Origin of the sequence: Mycobacterium terramassiliense, assembly GCF_900157385.1 — a bacterium.
Taxonomy (GTDB): Bacteria; Actinomycetota; Actinomycetes; order Mycobacteriales; family Mycobacteriaceae; genus Mycobacterium; species Mycobacterium terramassiliense.
In genome coordinates this window covers 177,637-191,858 of record NZ_LT717697.1, presented here as the reverse complement: position 1 = coordinate 191,858, position 14,222 = coordinate 177,637, and the positions used below count along the sequence as shown (strand labels likewise).

Sequence of the window (14,222 nt, the reverse complement as noted above, 5' to 3'; positions counted from 1 at the left end):
GATTCAGCCCGACTTCTGATAGACGAGCCAGCGCAACTCGATCGGCGACTCGTCACGCGGGACATCGAACACGTCGAGGCCGCTGGCCCAGCCCTCGAACCAGCCCGTCGGGGGCCAGGCCCCCTCGGGGAGGTGGGCCTTCTCGTACTCGTAGGCCGAATCGTCGGCGATGAGCTCGAGGGGCAGTTGCGCCGCGGCGCCGGTCACCTCGTCCCGGGTGAAGATCATGGTGTTGCACTGCTGCCCGAGTTCCCGCGCGGCGTTGTCGGGGGTGTAGCCCGGTCGCGCCAGGAAGGTGTTGAACACCAGGCGTCCGCCGGGGGCCAGGCAGTCGGCGGCGAGTTCGAACAGGCCGCGCAACTCGTGGGTCGTCCGGAAGTCGGGCACCACCTCGGAGAGCAGCATCAGCTGATATTCGTCGTGGACACCCTCCACCGCGGTGAAGACGTCGCTCTGGATGACGCGCACCCCGAGCTCTTCGCGTTCGGCCTCCGAGCGCATGACGTCGGCGAACTTCGGCGCCATCTCGACCGCGTCGACGGGGTGCCCGAGCCGGGCCAGGGCCAGCGCGTTACGGCCGGTCCCCGCGCCGACGTCGAGCACCCGAAACGTCGCGGGATCGGCCGCTTCGCGCGCCAGCGCCACCACGCGCGCGTCGGGCTCGCTGCCGAACAGCGGTGGCGGCCGGGTGGCGACCCAGTTGTCGTAGTCGGCCTCGACCGTCCGCCATTCGGCTTTGACCTGGTAGTTCAGGCCGGTGCCGAAGGGAAGCTGAAACGAGATCGCGATGTCCGACCGCTGGGAGGCCTTGAACGCCTTCGCCAACTCGCCTTCCAGCACCTTCCTGAGCTGAATCGATTGTTCCGGCGTGTAAGGAACGCCCAGGGTCGCGCAGAGGTTGGCGCACAACTGCACGTACTCGTCGATCATGCCCGGGACGGCCGGCACCGTGATCTGGCCCTCGGCCAACGATCGGCGATACAGCCGCCTGACCATCGCTTCGTGCAACATCGACCGATCGAACGATTTAGGTGGCTCGTCCACCAGACTCTTCTACACGACCCGGTCCGTGGCCGCACGGTGGCTGCCTCCGACACCGAGCCTTAACACGTCCGTCGGCGCGGTATTGGCAACGTTTGGGTACCGGACATGTACTACTGAAGTAAGTGCGACGTTTGCTGGCGCGGTCCTGGCTGTGCCGCCGAGTACACGTCACCGGAGCCGGCCAAATGCGCGGCGGTTCTGAACCGATCGGAGGGAACGACATGGACTACGCAGCGCTGCCGCCGGAGGTCAACTCCGCGCGCATGTACGCCGGTCCCGGATCGGGGCCGATGCTGGCCGCGGCGTCGGCTTGGGACGGATTGGCCGCCGCCCTGCACTCGGCGGCGAGCTCGTATCAGTCGGAGCTCGCGGCGTTGACCGCCGGGCCATGGCTCGGCCCGTCGTCGGCGTTGATGGCCGCCGCGGCCGCCCCCTACGTCACGTGGACGAGGGTCTCCGCCACGCAGGCCGAGCAGGCCTCGAACCAGGCGGCGGCCGCGGCCGCCGCCTATGAGACGGCGTTCGCGGAGACGGTGCCGCCACCGGTGATCGCGGCCAACCGCAGCATGCTGCTGGCCCTGATCGCGAGCAACATCTTCGGCCAGAACACGCCGGCGATCGCGGCCATCGAGGCGCAGTACGCCGAGATGTGGGCCCAGGACGCCGCCGCCATGTACGGCTACGCCGCCGCGTCCGCGCTGGCGACGGTGCTGACGCCGTTCGCGCCCCCGCCGAGGAGCACCAACGCAGGCGGCTCGTCCACCCAGGCGGCCGCCGTGGCGCAAGCCACCGGCACTTCGGCGGGCAACGCGCAGAGTGCGTTGTCGAGCGTCCCGCAGGCGATGTCCGCGGTGCCCAGCACCCTGACCAGCCTGGCGGCGGCACCGGCCCAAGGGACGCCGCTCGACGCGCTCGGCCTGATAAGCGATCTCATTGCGGTCTTCCTCGACGCGCCGGCCAGCGTGGCCGGGCTTGGTATCGACTCGCCAGGGACGCTCGTGGCCCTGCCGTTCGACGTCGTAGGTGCCCTGACCGGTTTCCACACCGACGACATCGTCAGCGGCTGGGCGGGGATCCAGGCGTGGCCGGGCAACGCGGCGGTGCCGCCAACGCCGTTCCCGGTGATCACCAACCTGGCCGGCGGCTCGGCCGTGACGGCCGGCCTGGCCGAGGCGAAAACGATTGGGGCGCTGTCGGTTCCACTGGCCTGGACCTACGAAACCACGATGATCCGGCCCCTGGCCGTCGCGTTACCGGCGGCCACCGCGGCCGCCGCGGACGCCTCCGCCGGAAGCGCGGGAAGCCTGTTCAGCCAGATGGCGCTGGCCGGCATGGCCGGGCGCGCGATGGCGGGTACCACCGGCGGCGCCGGCGGTGGCCCCGGCCGCCGGGAGCGCATCGGGATGCCCACCACGAGCGGGAAGACCGATGGAAAGGAGCCGCCGCCCGAAGCCCCGGCCGGCGGCCCGGTCACCAGCATCGCCGCCGAGCTGCGCGAGCTGGCCTCGCTGCGCGACGCGGGCGTGCTTACCGAAGAGGAATTCACCGAGCAGAAAAAGCGCTTGCTGGCCCATTGAGCCCGTAGCAAATTGTGGATCAGGGCAATAGTTACCATTTGATGGCAAATAGCCTTGGGTATTCGATAGCGTAGAAATGCTGCCGCTGGGTTAACCACGCGTTGCCACTCGCAATATGAGGGGCGGCTGTGCGATTTTCCGCCGACGGCCCCGCCCCCGGGTGCTACGTTTGCATGCAATTCGAATCTACGACTGGCTTTCCCGAGCGATCATGTTCAATTACCGGATCGAGGCCGCGGCGCGCGCCGCGGTGGCGTCCGTGTGCATGGCCGCGGCCTGCCTTCTCGCGGGGGGAAGCCCGGCGGCGACGGCCGCCGACGGCGTCTACGGCGACCCCGCGGCGGCGGCCAAGTACTGGCAGCAGCAGTCTCTCGAGGACAACTGCGGTCTGGTGGCCGTGGCCGACGTGGTCGGCGAGGTCACTGGCCAGTCGCCGTCGGAGCGCCAGATGATCAAGCTGGCCCAGAACACACCGTCGGGGACCAACCCCGGCCCCATTTATGCGCCCCGCGGCGACCCGAGCCACACCAACGGCAACGGCGGCATCGAGATGGCGGACGAGGTCGTCCTGCTCAAGCACTTCGGCATCAAATCGACCATGTTCTGGGACAAGCAACCCGACGACCGCACCGGACTGCCCGCGCTGGAGCACTACCTCAGCGACAACCGCAAGATCATCGCCTATGTGAATTTGTGAATTACGCGTTCATCTGGCGCACCGAGGACCAACGCAAAGACGCCGATCACTTCGTGGTCGTCACCGGGATCGACACCAGCAAGCAGATCGTCCACCTCAACGACCCGGCCGCCGAATCCGCCGACGAGCAGGTTCCCGTCTCCGCCTTCACCGACGCCTGGCGCACCGGCGAGGACTCGATCGTCGTGACGTCCTAATCGGCCCGCCCCAAGTTTCGATATTTTTCATATCCGGTTATCGTGAACACCCATATACTGGCGACACACTCGACGCGGATAACAAAAGAAGGGGTACGCAATGTTTGCACCTCGCTGGCTGGCCAAACTGACTATCCCGGTGATGGTCGGCGCCGCCCTCACCGCAAGCACCGCTATTGCGGCTGCCGACTCCACTGACGACGCATACTTGGCGAAACTGAAAAGCCTTGGATTCAGTTGGCCCTCGGCGAGCGACTCCGACATGATCGCGATGGGACACGCGGTCTGCGCCGACCGGATGGCCGGCAAGACGCCGGATGCGATCGCCGCCGACTTGCACTCCAGCATGAGCTCTAAGGGTTTCTCGTTCGCGGACATGACCGGCTGGGTCAGCGCCGCGGAGTCGACCTACTGCCCGGGCTAGTCACCTCGCTCCACCTGCAGAACACATACTGTTTCCATAACGGTGTGTGCGATGTGCGCTGGGTAGAGAGGTGCAGATGCGGGTGGAGAGTTTGCGCCGGTACCCGGTGAAGTCGATGCTCGGCGAGAGCGTGGACAGCCTGTTCGTCGACGAGGGCGGGGCCGAGGGCGATCGGCGACTGGCCCTGATCGACACCGAGACCGGGCACGTGGCGAGCGCCAAACAGGCGCGACTTTGGCGCGGGCTGCTGAAGTGCACCGCCAGCGCGGACACCGGGCGGGTGCGCATCGAGCTACCGGACGGGACGAACCTGGTGTCCGACGACCCCGTCGTCGATGACACGCTGTCGCGGCTGCTGGGACGGACGGTCCGGCTGGTCAGGCAGCGCCCGGCCGGCGCGACGCTGGAACGCCCGGATCCGGAGAAGCTACTGGAGTTCGGGTTGGACGCATCCGACGCCGAGGTCGGGGGCCGTATCCTCGAGATCGCTCAGGCGACCCCGGGTGACTCGTTCACCGACGAGGCCCCGCTGCACGCGATCACCACGGCCACCCTCGACCACATCGGCGTCGAGGCGCTGCGCTACCGGCCGAACCTGGTGATCGCGACGCCACCGGGCTACCCGCCTTATGGCGAAAGCGACTGGATCGGAAGGGAACTCGTGGCGGGGGAGGCGCGACTGCGGGCCCTGAGTTCCACATCACGGTGCGTGGTGCCCACGCTGGAGCACGGGCCGTTACCCCGAGCCCCGCAGGCGCTCCGCACGCCCGCGGCCGAGAATCGTTGGGACACCGGCGGTCACGGTCCGCAGCCGTGCGCGGGCGCGTACCTCGAAGTGCTGTCGGCGGGCGTCATTCGCGTCGGCGACCCCGTCACCCTAGGGCCATAGCGGCTTTCAGTCGGCGACCCCTGCGAAGTCGACCCACAGGTGTCGCGGCCCGCGGAACACCTGGTTGTGCCGATACGGCGGCGGGTCGACGACCAGCTTCGGCGATTCGACGCGGCGCAGAAAGGTCTCCAGCGCCAGGTTGACCTCCAGGCGCGCCAGCGGGCCGCCCATGCAGGTGTGAATGCCGCTGCCCCAACCGAAATGCTCGTTGTCCTCGCGCAGCGGATCGAAGCGGTCCGGGTTGTCGAAGCGCCGCGGATCCCGATTCGCCGCCGCGTAGACGAGGTGCACCGCCGACCCGGCCGGGATCAGCGTCCCGCCGATCTCGATGTCCGCGGTGGCGCTGCGGCTCGGGAAGAACTGCACCGCCGACTGCAGCCGCTGCACCTCCTCGATGGCGCGCGGGATCAGTTCCGGGCGCTGTCGCATCAGATCCCAGGAGCCTGGGTTGCGCAGCAGCGTCATCACGCAATTGGTGATGGTGTTCACGGTGGAGTCGTGACCGGCGACCAACAGCAGCATGGCGTTGGACGTCGTCTCCTGCACCGACATCGGGCCGTCGGGCCCGTCGTCGTGCAGCAGCTTGGACAGCAGGCCGTCGCCCGGTGTTTGCGCGTACTTGCGCACCAGGCCGCCCAGGTAGTCCTGCAATGCGGCGGTGCCGGCGCGGCCCCTTTCGGCCAGGGCCCGGCCCTCTTCGGTGGCGCCCTCCGGGCCGAGGTCGCTGCCCATCATGAAGTCGAAGATCCAGCCGTGAAACGTCGGCTCGTCCTCGACCGGCACGCCGAGAATCTTGCAGATGACCGCAACGGGTATCGGGTAGGCGAAGTCCTCCACCACATCCAGGCGGGTCTTGCCGCGCGCCTTCACCCGGTCGAGCATCTCGTTGGCGAGTTGCACGACGAACGGCTCCATCCCCGGGATCAGGTCGGGTGAGTGCGGCGGACCGAAATGGCGCATGACCTGGCGGCGGGCCCGGTCGTGATCGGGCGGGTCGGAAACGATGATGCTGGGAAAGCGGCCGTAGGCCTCCATGTGTTCGCTGCCGGCAGCGGGCTTTTCGCCGCCCAGGCCCGCCGGGCTTCGGCGGATGTCGGAGCTGACCCGCGGGTCGTGGGCCAACGCGAGCAGCTCGCGGTAGCCGGTGACGACGTAGGTGTCGGCGGAGACCTTGGCCACCGGCGTTTCGCGTAGCTCCCGGAAGAAGGGGTACGGGTTGGGGCGGTTCTCGAACTTCATCGCCTCGGCCCAAGCGGTTTCGGCGTCCATCATCGGCTCCTGGGGCGGAATTCCGCACCGCGAGAGGTGGGGTCATGTCCGGTCAGCACCACGTCGGGAATGGCGGTCGGTTCGCGGGGGTCGGGGAACGAACCGGGCCGGCATCGGCTCGAAGATGACGGGGCGGTCGTAGCCGGGCGGGGGCGGCGGGAACGGCGCGGACCGCTCGATCAGCGACGCGTAGTACGGCAGCCACTTGCCGTGGTTGAACGTCACCGCCCCGACGATGCGGCCGCGGTAGCCGTAGGCCGCCGCGAACCGGCGTTGCGCGGGCGAGCCCTGCGTGAACACGATCTCGTCCCCGAAAGAGCACACCCCGACGCTCTTGATGTTGACGCCGAACTGGCCGGACCAGAACGACGGCAGCGGCAGGTGCGGCCGCCGTCCCATCTCCAGGCTGATCATGTTGTTGGCCGCCACCTCTGCGCCGAAAACCGCGTTGTCCCAATGCTCTTGGGACATGAACTCGTATTCGTAGAGGACGTGCGGGGCGCGGGCCACGTCGCCGGCGACGAAGATGTTGTCGGTCACCACACCGTTGATGTCGAACGCGCGGCACCCGGCGTCGCACGCCACCCCCCAGAACCCGCTCGCCAGCTGCGCGCCGTCGAGCCATTCGACGTTGCGGATCGAGCCCAGGCAGGCCACCACCACGTCGACGTCGAGCACGGTGCCGTCCGACAGGCGGGCCCGGCGGACGTGGTCGTCGGCGTCTCCGTCGAGGGCTTCCACGGCTACGCCGGTGCGCAGGTCCACCCCAGCGTCGAGCTGCATCCGGGCGGCGATGTCGCCGATCACGCCGCCGAGCGCGCCGGTCAGGGGCGCCTTGCCGCGCTCGGCCACGGTCACGGCAAGGTCGAGATCGCGGCACACCGAGGCGATTTCGGAGCCGACGAACCCCGATCCGACGATGAGCACGCGGCGCGGTCGCTCCCGGAGCGCGGCGGCCAGCCGCGCGGCGTCGTCGCACGTGCGCACCGTGAACAGCCCCTGCAGGGCGGCCTCGTGCGCGTTGAACCATGGGCGCGCCCTGGTTCCGGTGGCGATCAGCAGGCGGTCGTAGTCCACCTTCTCGCCGTTGGCGAGCAGCACCTGGCGGTTGGACCGGTCCAGGCCCACGGCCGCCACGCCCAGCCGCCAGTCGGCGTCGACGGGACGCAGGCGGGGGAGCTTCGTGTGATCAGCGGGCACCCAGCCCTTGAGGACCTGCTTGGACAGCGGCGGCCGGTCGTAGGGTTCGTGCGGCTCGTCGCCGATGATCGTGAGCGGCCCACGGAAGCCTTTCTCCCGCAAGGCTTCCGCCGCCCGCAGGCCGGCCAGCGACGCCCCCACGATGACGATGCGGCCCTCGGCCTTGAACGCATCGACGAGCCGGCCGACGAGCGAAGCGGCCGTCATCGGGTGTCTCGGTCGGCCGGCGGATCGAGCTCCAGGACGATGGCTTGCACGGGGCAGGACGCCGCCGCGCGCAGTACGCGCTGGCGCTGGGAGTCGTCGGGGTTGGGGTCGTAGGCCAGAGCCTCCTCGCCGACCATCTCGAGCACCTCGGGCGCGAGCGGCACGCATTGGGCGTAGCCCTGGCACTTGTTGAGATCGACCACCAACCGCATGTCCCGAGCCTTTCGCCCGTGGGCTACCTGACGCCCCTCGCGCGCACAGTACTTGGCCGGGGCGGGCCGCGACAGCCGTCGCCGGAATTCGCCCGGCCGGCGGCGCTGTCGGTCACCCGCAGAGCCCAGCCCCGGCCAAACCGGGATCGCCGCGACCTACCGGCTCAGCGCCACTTGATGCCGCACCCGATCGACGGCCGCTGATCGGGGTCGACCGGCTGCCCGGCGAGCACGGCGTCGACGGCCGCGCGGACATCGGCCGCCGTCACCGGCTTGTCGTTGCCCGGGCGGGAGTCGTCGAGTTGGCCGCGGTAGACGAGCCGGCGCTCGCCGTCGAAGACGAACGTGTCGGGCGTGCACGCCGCGGAGAAGGCGCGGGCGACATCCTGGGTCTCGTCGTAGAGGTACGGGAACGTCCAGCCGTGAGCGCGGGCCTCGGCGACCATCTGCTCGGGCCCGTCCTGCGGGTAGGTGACGACGTCGTTGCTGGAGATGCCGACCATCGCGACGCCCTTGTCCGCGAGGTCGCGGCCCAGCGCGGCGAGCCCGGCGGCGACGTGCTTGACGTACGGGCAGTGGTTGCAGATGAACGTGACGACGAGCGCCGGGCCCGTCAGGTCGTCGAGGCTGACCGTGGCCCCGGTGGCCGGATCGGGCAGCGAGAACGTCGGCGCGGGGGTGCCGAGGGCGAGCATGGTGGACTCGATGGCCATACCGGCCAGACTAGCCCGCTATAGCTTGGAGCCCAGCCCCGCAACCAGATTGATCGTGACGGCCAGCACCACCGCGCCGAGGAGGTAGGACAGCAGCGCCTGCCGCAACACCGTGGCCCTGATCGACGTCAGCCCGATCTCGGTGTCCGACACCTGATAGGTCATGCCGACAGTGAAGGCCACGTACGCAAAGTCGCGGAACCGGGGCGGCTCGGGGTCGTGAAAGTTGATCCCGCCCGGTTCGTCGACGTAGTAGAGCCGCGCGTAGTGCACGGTGAACAGGGTGTGCACCGAAAACCAGGACGCCGCGACGGCCGCGATTCCGAGCAGGGCGGCCAGTACGGCTTTGGGGCCGGAGTGCGACCCCGCCGCCACCACGTAGCCGACGCCGGCGAGGCTCGCGACGCTCGCCGACACGATGACCGCGTCGGCGACCCACCGGGTCGGGTCCTCGCGGGTCACATAGGCGCGGGTTTGGTCGGCGTCCATGCCGGCGAGGAGGAGCCAGGTCCATCCGACATAGACGCCGGCGGTGACGACCCAGCCGATCAGGGCGAACCGCCAGCCGACCGTGTTGCCGACCGTGACGGCGACGGCAACACCGAGCACCGCGGCTACCAGGATCCGGACCGCGACCGTATCGCGGGACAACGCCACGAGGGATTTCACACTTCCGACCTAAGCATCATCGGAAGCGTGCCCGGACGAAACTAGCCGTTCTGGGGCCGTGGCGGCGCCTGCCCGAGCTTGTTGACGGCGAACGTCGCGGCCTGGTTGACCATCCCGTTGTCGATGTAGGACATGTGCGACATGATGTTGCCGCCCGGGGAGCAGATCGGGTCGTCGGGGGCGCACAGGCTGATCGTCTTGCCGACGAGCGCGGGGCTGATCGTGGGCAGCGGCTGGCCGCCCCACAGCATGCTGGAGAAACCGCTGGTGGGCTCGCCGAACAGGGCGACGGCGGCGACGTGGTCGGCCACCGGGGCGGGCAGCGTCTGGCTGGCCAGGTCGATTACCGTCGAGCCCTGCGAGTACCCGCCGAGCACCATCTTGGTGTTGGGGCAGCTGGCGGCGACGTCCTGGATGTGTGCGCTGGCGTCGTTGGAGCCGGCCGTGGCGCTGTTGTGGTAGTCGTCGTTGGCCGGGTAGTTGACGGCATAGGCGCTGATGGACCGCCCGCCGAGCTGTGCGGTGAGCGAGTCGACGAATGCTTGCCCGACGTTGGCAAGGCCGGGTTCCTGATGGGTGCCGCGCGCGAAGACCACCGCGACGTCGGTGCAGGGGTCGGCGGACGCGGCCGGGGCGGCGAAAGGTGCGCTCAGCGCCGCCCACGCCGTCACGGCCGAAACTCCAACGATGCGGGCAAGGCTGCGTGAATTCATTTCCAAATGCTGACACACCGTCGGCGGCGGCGACGCATGCGGGCCTTAGAGCTCGCCGCGCGCGATCCGGTCGGCGCGCCAGCAACGCGCCCGCATGGGGATGTCGATCACGTCGGCCCCGGGGAACCGCGCCGCCAACGTGGCGCGCGCTTCGGCCAGCCGCCGCGCGCGGTCGTCCGGGGACGCGACGATCACCCTGCTGTAGGTGCCCAGCATCGCGACGGCGTCCTCGACCGTCATGGTCCGGACAAATCGGAACCTCTCACGGGCGATGTGGTGGAAGATCGGCGGCTCCGGAAGGACGACGTCCAGGCGCCGGCGTACCCGCGCGGCCACCTCGGCCGCGGCGGCATCGTCCTCCTCCCCGGGCTGGTGGTCGAGGTTGCGCACCCAATCCACCTCGCGGTCGCGGCTTGTCCAGACCAGGCCGAGCCGGCCGCCGTCGCGCAGCACCCGGCCGATCTCCGGAACGGCCCGTTCGTGGTCCATCCAGTGCCACGCCGACGAGACGAACACGGCGTCCGCCGACGCGTCGGGAAGCGGGATCGACTCGCCACGGCCCTCGACGACACGGACGCCGGGGGATCGCGCGGCCAGCACACTCCGCATGCGCGCATCGGGTTCGACTGCGATGACCTGGGCCGCGTTACCGACCAGGGTGCGGGTGAATAGCCCGGTGCCCGCGCCCACGTCGACGGCCACGCCGCAACCGGGGGGCACCAGCCAGCGCACCGCCTCCCGCGGGGGTTGCGGCCGCAGCCCGTCGTAGTCCTCGGCGATCGACCCGAAGGACATCGCGCGCTCTTGGCGATCGGTCACAACGCCACCGTAGTCGCCGTGCCGCTCACGACCGCTGGCGTGGAAACGTTTGGTAAATACCGAGAATTTCGGGCCGGAGTTTCCTAGAGTCGGCATACCGGCCTGTGGCGTGAGCTGCCCGTCCCCGGTATCAGACGTGGTTGTGGGGTAGAGGGGAAGGACACCGGGGGATGAGTTTCCTGACGTCGCCGCCAGAGATCATCTCGGCACTACTCCATGCGGGCGCCGGCCCCGAGCCGATGCTGGCCGCGTCCGCGGCCTGGGACGGGCTGGCCACCGAATTGGGTTCGGCTGCGCAGTCGTTCTCGTCGATCACCGCCGGGCTCGCCGGCGACGCCTGGCAGGGGGCCGCCTCGGCGGCGATGCTGTCGACCGCGGCGCAGTACACCGGAGTGCTCAGCGCGGCGGCGGCGCAAGCGCAAACCGCCGCGGCCCAGGCCCAGGTGGTGGCCGGCGAGTTCGAGTCCGCCCTGGCCGCCACCGTGCACCCCGCGTTGGTCTCCGCCAACCGCAGTCAGCTGATTCAGCTGGTGTTCTCGAACCTGTTCGGGCAGAACGCACCCGCGATCGCCGCGGCCGAGGCCCAGTACGAGCAGATGTGGGCCCAGGACGTGTCGGCGATGGTGGGCTATCACGGCGGGGTTTCGGCCGCGGCGGCCCAGCTGTCGTCCTGGTCGTCGGCCCTCCAGGGCCTGCCCGCCCAGGCCACCGCCGCGATCGCCGCCAGCCCCGCGGCCGCGGCCCTGAGCCCGGCCACCCCGGCGGCCGCCAACCCCATCGTGGGGCTGCTCGGGGGCGTCGAGAACGAGGCGACCAACGTCGTCGCCCAGGTCGAGCACTACGCCGTCAACATCATCAACGCGCCCACCGACCTGCTGTTCGGCTTCCCCCTGATCGGCGGCGGGGCGGCCGCGCCGCTGGGCGGGTCGATTACCGGCGGGACGGCAACCGCTCCGCTGACGATCTTCGGCGGCACCGAGCCGCTGGTGAACGCCTCCGTGGGCACCGGGTCGGGTATGCCGTTGCTGGTCGACACCGGGTCCACGGGCCTCGTCGTCCCCTTCACCAAGGTCGGGGGACTGTTGGGATTGCTCCAACTCGGCATTCCGCACGGCCTGGGGATCGGCGGCTACAGCGGCGGACTGGACTACGTCTACGCCACCTACAACGCCCCGGTGAATTTCGGCGGCGGCCTGGTCACCTCGTCGACCCCCGTCAACGTCGAACTCTTCGCCTGGCCGGTGTCCATCCAGTCCGCGATGAACAGCGGCTTGACGTTCCAGTCCTTCTTCGCGACCGACGGGGCGTCCGGCGTCCTGGGTGTCGGACCGAACGCGGGAGGCCCGGGCCCGAGCATCCCGCTGCAGGCGCTGCCGTCGCCCTACAACCAGGGCCTGCTGATCAACCAAACCGTGGCCAACCCTTACCTGCAGTTCGGTGCTCAGCCGACAATCCAAGGGCACCCAGTGTTGGCAACGCTCAACGGATCGCCCATTACCAACCTGGAGGTGAGCGTCGCTGGTGGACCGATGCAAACCGTTTCGTCGATCGTTGACTCCGGCGGTGTGGAAGGGACGCTCCCGGCGAGCATTGGCGCGTCACCCGGGCAGCTAATTCAGGTCTACGACAGCACCGGCACGCACCTGCTGTACTCGTACACCTACAACTCGGATTACTTCCCCACGCCGATCTCGAGCGGGTTGATGAACACCGGGAACCTGATTTTCGATGAGCACCCGGTGTACGTCAACTTCGGCAACAACACCTCGACCATTTACGACTGATCTGAGGCGTCGCCGTTGCCGGCGAAATGCCACTCGCGCACAGCCGAATTCCGTTGGCGGAAGGGTGTATTTTCAGGTCGGCGCCCGGGCCATTTCCTAGAGTCTGCCGTACCGGTCGACGCCGTTCTCCAGTCAATCGGGCCGGGCGCGGAGGGGAAGGACATCGGGGATGAGCTTTTTGGTCTTGCCGCCGGAGATCAATTCGATGCTCATGTACGCGGGCGCGGGCTCGGCGCCAATGCTGGCCGCCGCGACGGCGTGGGACGGGTTGGCCGCCGAGTTGGGCTCAGCGGCGCAGTCGTTTTCGTCGATCACCTCAGCCCTGGCCGGCGAGGCCTGGCAGGGGGCCGCCTCGACGGCGATGGTGACGGCCGCCGCGCAATACACGGGGGTGCTGAGTCGCGCTGCGGCGCAAGCGCAATCGGCCGCCGCGCAGGCCCAGACGATCGCGAGCGCTTTCGAGTCCGCCGTCGTCGCCACCGTGCATCCCGCGTTGGTGAGCGCCAACCGCAACGAGCTGGTGCAGCTCCTCGTCTCAAACCTGTTCGGGCAGAACGCACCCGCGATCGCCGCCGCCGAATCCGACTACGAGCAGATGTGGGCCACCGACGTCGCCGCGATGGTCGACTACCACGGCGGCGTGTCGGCGGCGGCGTCGCAACTGACCTCGTGGTCGGCCGCGGTGCGCGGTCTGCCGGCCCAGGCGTCGAGCGCGGCCGCCGCCACTCCCGTTGGCGCAGCGCTGAATTCACTGGCCCCCGCGGCCAGCAGCCCGGGACTCGGGGCTCTCGAGCAGTACGCCATCGCCGCGATCAACGGGCCCACCGAGTTTCTGTTCGGCCGCCCGCTGATCAGCACGGCGCCGGCACCGGGCCTCGGCGGCACCGTCAGCGGCGGGACGGCGACCGCCCCGCTGACCCTCTACGGCGGCGCGGAACCGTTGGTGAACGCCTCCGTGGGCGGCGGGGCACCGGTGCCGTTGCTGGTCGATACCGGGTCCACCGGCCTCGTGATCCCATTCCAAAACGCCGGGGGATTACTGGGAACGCTTCAGCTCGGCCTGCCCAGCGGTTTCGGCATCGGCGGCTACAGCGGGGGAATCAACTATTTGTACGCGACGTATAACGCGCCGGTGAATTTCGGCGGCGGGCTCGTCACCTCGCGGACGCCCGTCGACATCGAACTTTTCGCATGGCCGGCATCCATTTCCGCGGCAATGAACCACGGCCTCACGTTCCAGTCCTACTTTGCTCAAGACGGTGCGGGCGGCGTCTTGGGTGTCGGCCCCAACGCCGGGGGACCGGGCCCGAGCATCGCCACCCAGGCATTGCCCGCGCCCTACAACTCCGGCCTGCTGATCAACGAAACCGGGCAGCACCCGTATCTGCAGTTCGGCGCGCCGCCGACGAACCTCAACCCGATCGCCACGTTCTCCGGGTCGCCGATCGCCACCCTGGAAATCGGCACCGGGCCGCTCGGCGCGGTATTCCCGCAATATTCGGTGAACGCGGTCATCGATTCCGGTGGCGTGGAAGGGACCATACCCACGGGCCTCAATGCCGTACCGGGAGAGCTCATCAGCGTCTTCGCCCCCAACGGCGCGCTGCTGTACTCCTACCTCTACGACGGGACGTACTTCCCGACACCGTCGCCGTACATCATGAACACCGGGGCCCTGCCCTTCCTGGAACACCCGGTGTACATCTCCTACAGCCCCGGTGGCGTCGGGACGACGACCTTCTACCAGTGACCGATCGCTCGTCGCGCAGCGTTTTGCCTCACCGAGACCGGGGGTACCTGCAGGGTCA

Annotated in this window: 14 protein-coding genes and 1 pseudogene; 7 read left to right on the top strand and 8 right to left on the bottom strand. The window is 69.1% G+C overall.

Annotated elements, in window-relative coordinates; genetic code table 11:
• Nucleotides 1-3: 3 nt before the first annotated feature.
• Entirely contained in the window at nucleotides 4-1,011 is a 1,008-nt protein-coding gene (locus MTAB308_RS00970) for a class I SAM-dependent methyltransferase (protein WP_425436167.1), read from the bottom strand.
• A gap of 254 nt (nucleotides 1,012-1,265) precedes the next feature.
• On the opposite strand from MTAB308_RS00970, the gene MTAB308_RS00965 reads away from it, so the two are divergent.
• The 5 genes from MTAB308_RS00965 (at nucleotide 1,266) to MTAB308_RS00950 (ending at nucleotide 4,828) form a co-directional block, all read left to right on the top strand.
• Nucleotides 1,266-2,621, top strand: coding sequence for a PPE family protein, SVP subgroup (locus tag MTAB308_RS00965; protein ID WP_077097014.1), 1,356 nt, complete (start codon nucleotides 1,266-1,268; stop codon nucleotides 2,619-2,621).
• Between the two features lie 211 nt (nucleotides 2,622-2,832).
• Nucleotides 2,833-3,318: a hypothetical protein gene (locus MTAB308_RS00960; protein WP_245831176.1), complete on the top strand. Its 486-nt coding sequence runs from the start codon at nucleotides 2,833-2,835 to the stop codon at nucleotides 3,316-3,318.
• Nucleotides 3,315-3,515: a papain-like cysteine protease family protein gene (locus MTAB308_RS29530; protein ID WP_245831174.1), complete on the top strand. Its 201-nt coding sequence runs from the start codon at nucleotides 3,315-3,317 to the stop codon at nucleotides 3,513-3,515. Before MTAB308_RS00960 ends, MTAB308_RS29530 begins: the two co-directional genes overlap by 4 nt.
• Before the next feature lie 100 nt (nucleotides 3,516-3,615).
• Nucleotides 3,616-3,939, top strand: a complete 324-nt coding sequence (locus tag MTAB308_RS00955) for a DUF732 domain-containing protein (protein ID WP_077097012.1) — start codon at nucleotides 3,616-3,618, stop codon at nucleotides 3,937-3,939.
• 76 nt (nucleotides 3,940-4,015) lie between these two features.
• A complete protein-coding gene (locus MTAB308_RS00950; protein ID WP_077097399.1) occupies nucleotides 4,016-4,828 on the top strand; it encodes an MOSC domain-containing protein in 813 nt (270 codons plus the stop codon).
• A 6-nt stretch (nucleotides 4,829-4,834) separates the two neighbouring features.
• Here the strand turns inward: MTAB308_RS00950 and MTAB308_RS00945 are convergent, their stop codons facing one another.
• From MTAB308_RS00945 to MTAB308_RS00915, 7 genes and pseudogenes are all read right to left on the bottom strand, one after another.
• On the bottom strand, nucleotides 4,835-6,097 hold the full coding sequence (locus MTAB308_RS00945; protein WP_077097010.1) for a cytochrome P450: 1,263 nt from the start codon (nucleotides 6,095-6,097) through the stop codon (nucleotides 4,835-4,837).
• Nucleotides 6,097-7,504 (bottom strand): annotated as a pseudogene (locus tag MTAB308_RS00940) (NAD(P)/FAD-dependent oxidoreductase). Before MTAB308_RS00940 ends, MTAB308_RS00945 begins: the two are co-directional and overlap by 1 nt.
• Complete coding sequence (locus MTAB308_RS00935; protein WP_077097008.1) at nucleotides 7,501-7,716, bottom strand: ferredoxin; 216 nt, start codon at nucleotides 7,714-7,716, stop codon at nucleotides 7,501-7,503. The pseudogene MTAB308_RS00940 and the gene MTAB308_RS00935 overlap by 4 nt, the downstream one beginning before the upstream one ends.
• 164 nt (nucleotides 7,717-7,880) lie before the next feature.
• Nucleotides 7,881-8,429: a thioredoxin family protein gene (locus MTAB308_RS00930; RefSeq protein WP_077097006.1), complete on the bottom strand. Its 549-nt coding sequence runs from the start codon at nucleotides 8,427-8,429 to the stop codon at nucleotides 7,881-7,883.
• Nucleotides 8,430-8,447: 18 nt separating this feature from the next.
• Nucleotides 8,448-9,098 carry a DUF1345 domain-containing protein gene (locus MTAB308_RS00925; protein ID WP_066912886.1) on the bottom strand — a complete coding sequence of 217 codons (651 nt, stop codon included), beginning with the start codon at nucleotides 9,096-9,098 and terminating at the stop codon, nucleotides 8,448-8,450.
• Nucleotides 9,099-9,139: 41 nt separating this feature from the next.
• Nucleotides 9,140-9,811, bottom strand: coding sequence for a cutinase family protein (locus MTAB308_RS00920; protein WP_077097004.1), 672 nt, complete (start codon nucleotides 9,809-9,811; stop codon nucleotides 9,140-9,142).
• Between the two features lie 45 nt (nucleotides 9,812-9,856).
• Nucleotides 9,857-10,630 (bottom strand): class I SAM-dependent methyltransferase, encoded by a 774-nt coding sequence (locus MTAB308_RS00915; protein ID WP_077096993.1) that lies wholly within the window; start codon nucleotides 10,628-10,630, stop codon nucleotides 9,857-9,859.
• A 170-nt stretch (nucleotides 10,631-10,800) separates the two neighbouring features.
• On the opposite strand from MTAB308_RS00915, the gene MTAB308_RS00910 reads away from it, so the two are divergent.
• Nucleotides 10,801-12,414 (top strand): PecA family PE domain-processing aspartic protease, encoded by a 1,614-nt coding sequence (locus MTAB308_RS00910; RefSeq protein WP_077096991.1) that lies wholly within the window; start codon nucleotides 10,801-10,803, stop codon nucleotides 12,412-12,414.
• Between the two features lie 169 nt (nucleotides 12,415-12,583).
• Complete coding sequence (locus tag MTAB308_RS00905; RefSeq protein WP_077096989.1) at nucleotides 12,584-14,164, top strand: PecA family PE domain-processing aspartic protease; 1,581 nt, start codon at nucleotides 12,584-12,586, stop codon at nucleotides 14,162-14,164.
• Nucleotides 14,165-14,222: the final 58 nt, after the last annotated feature.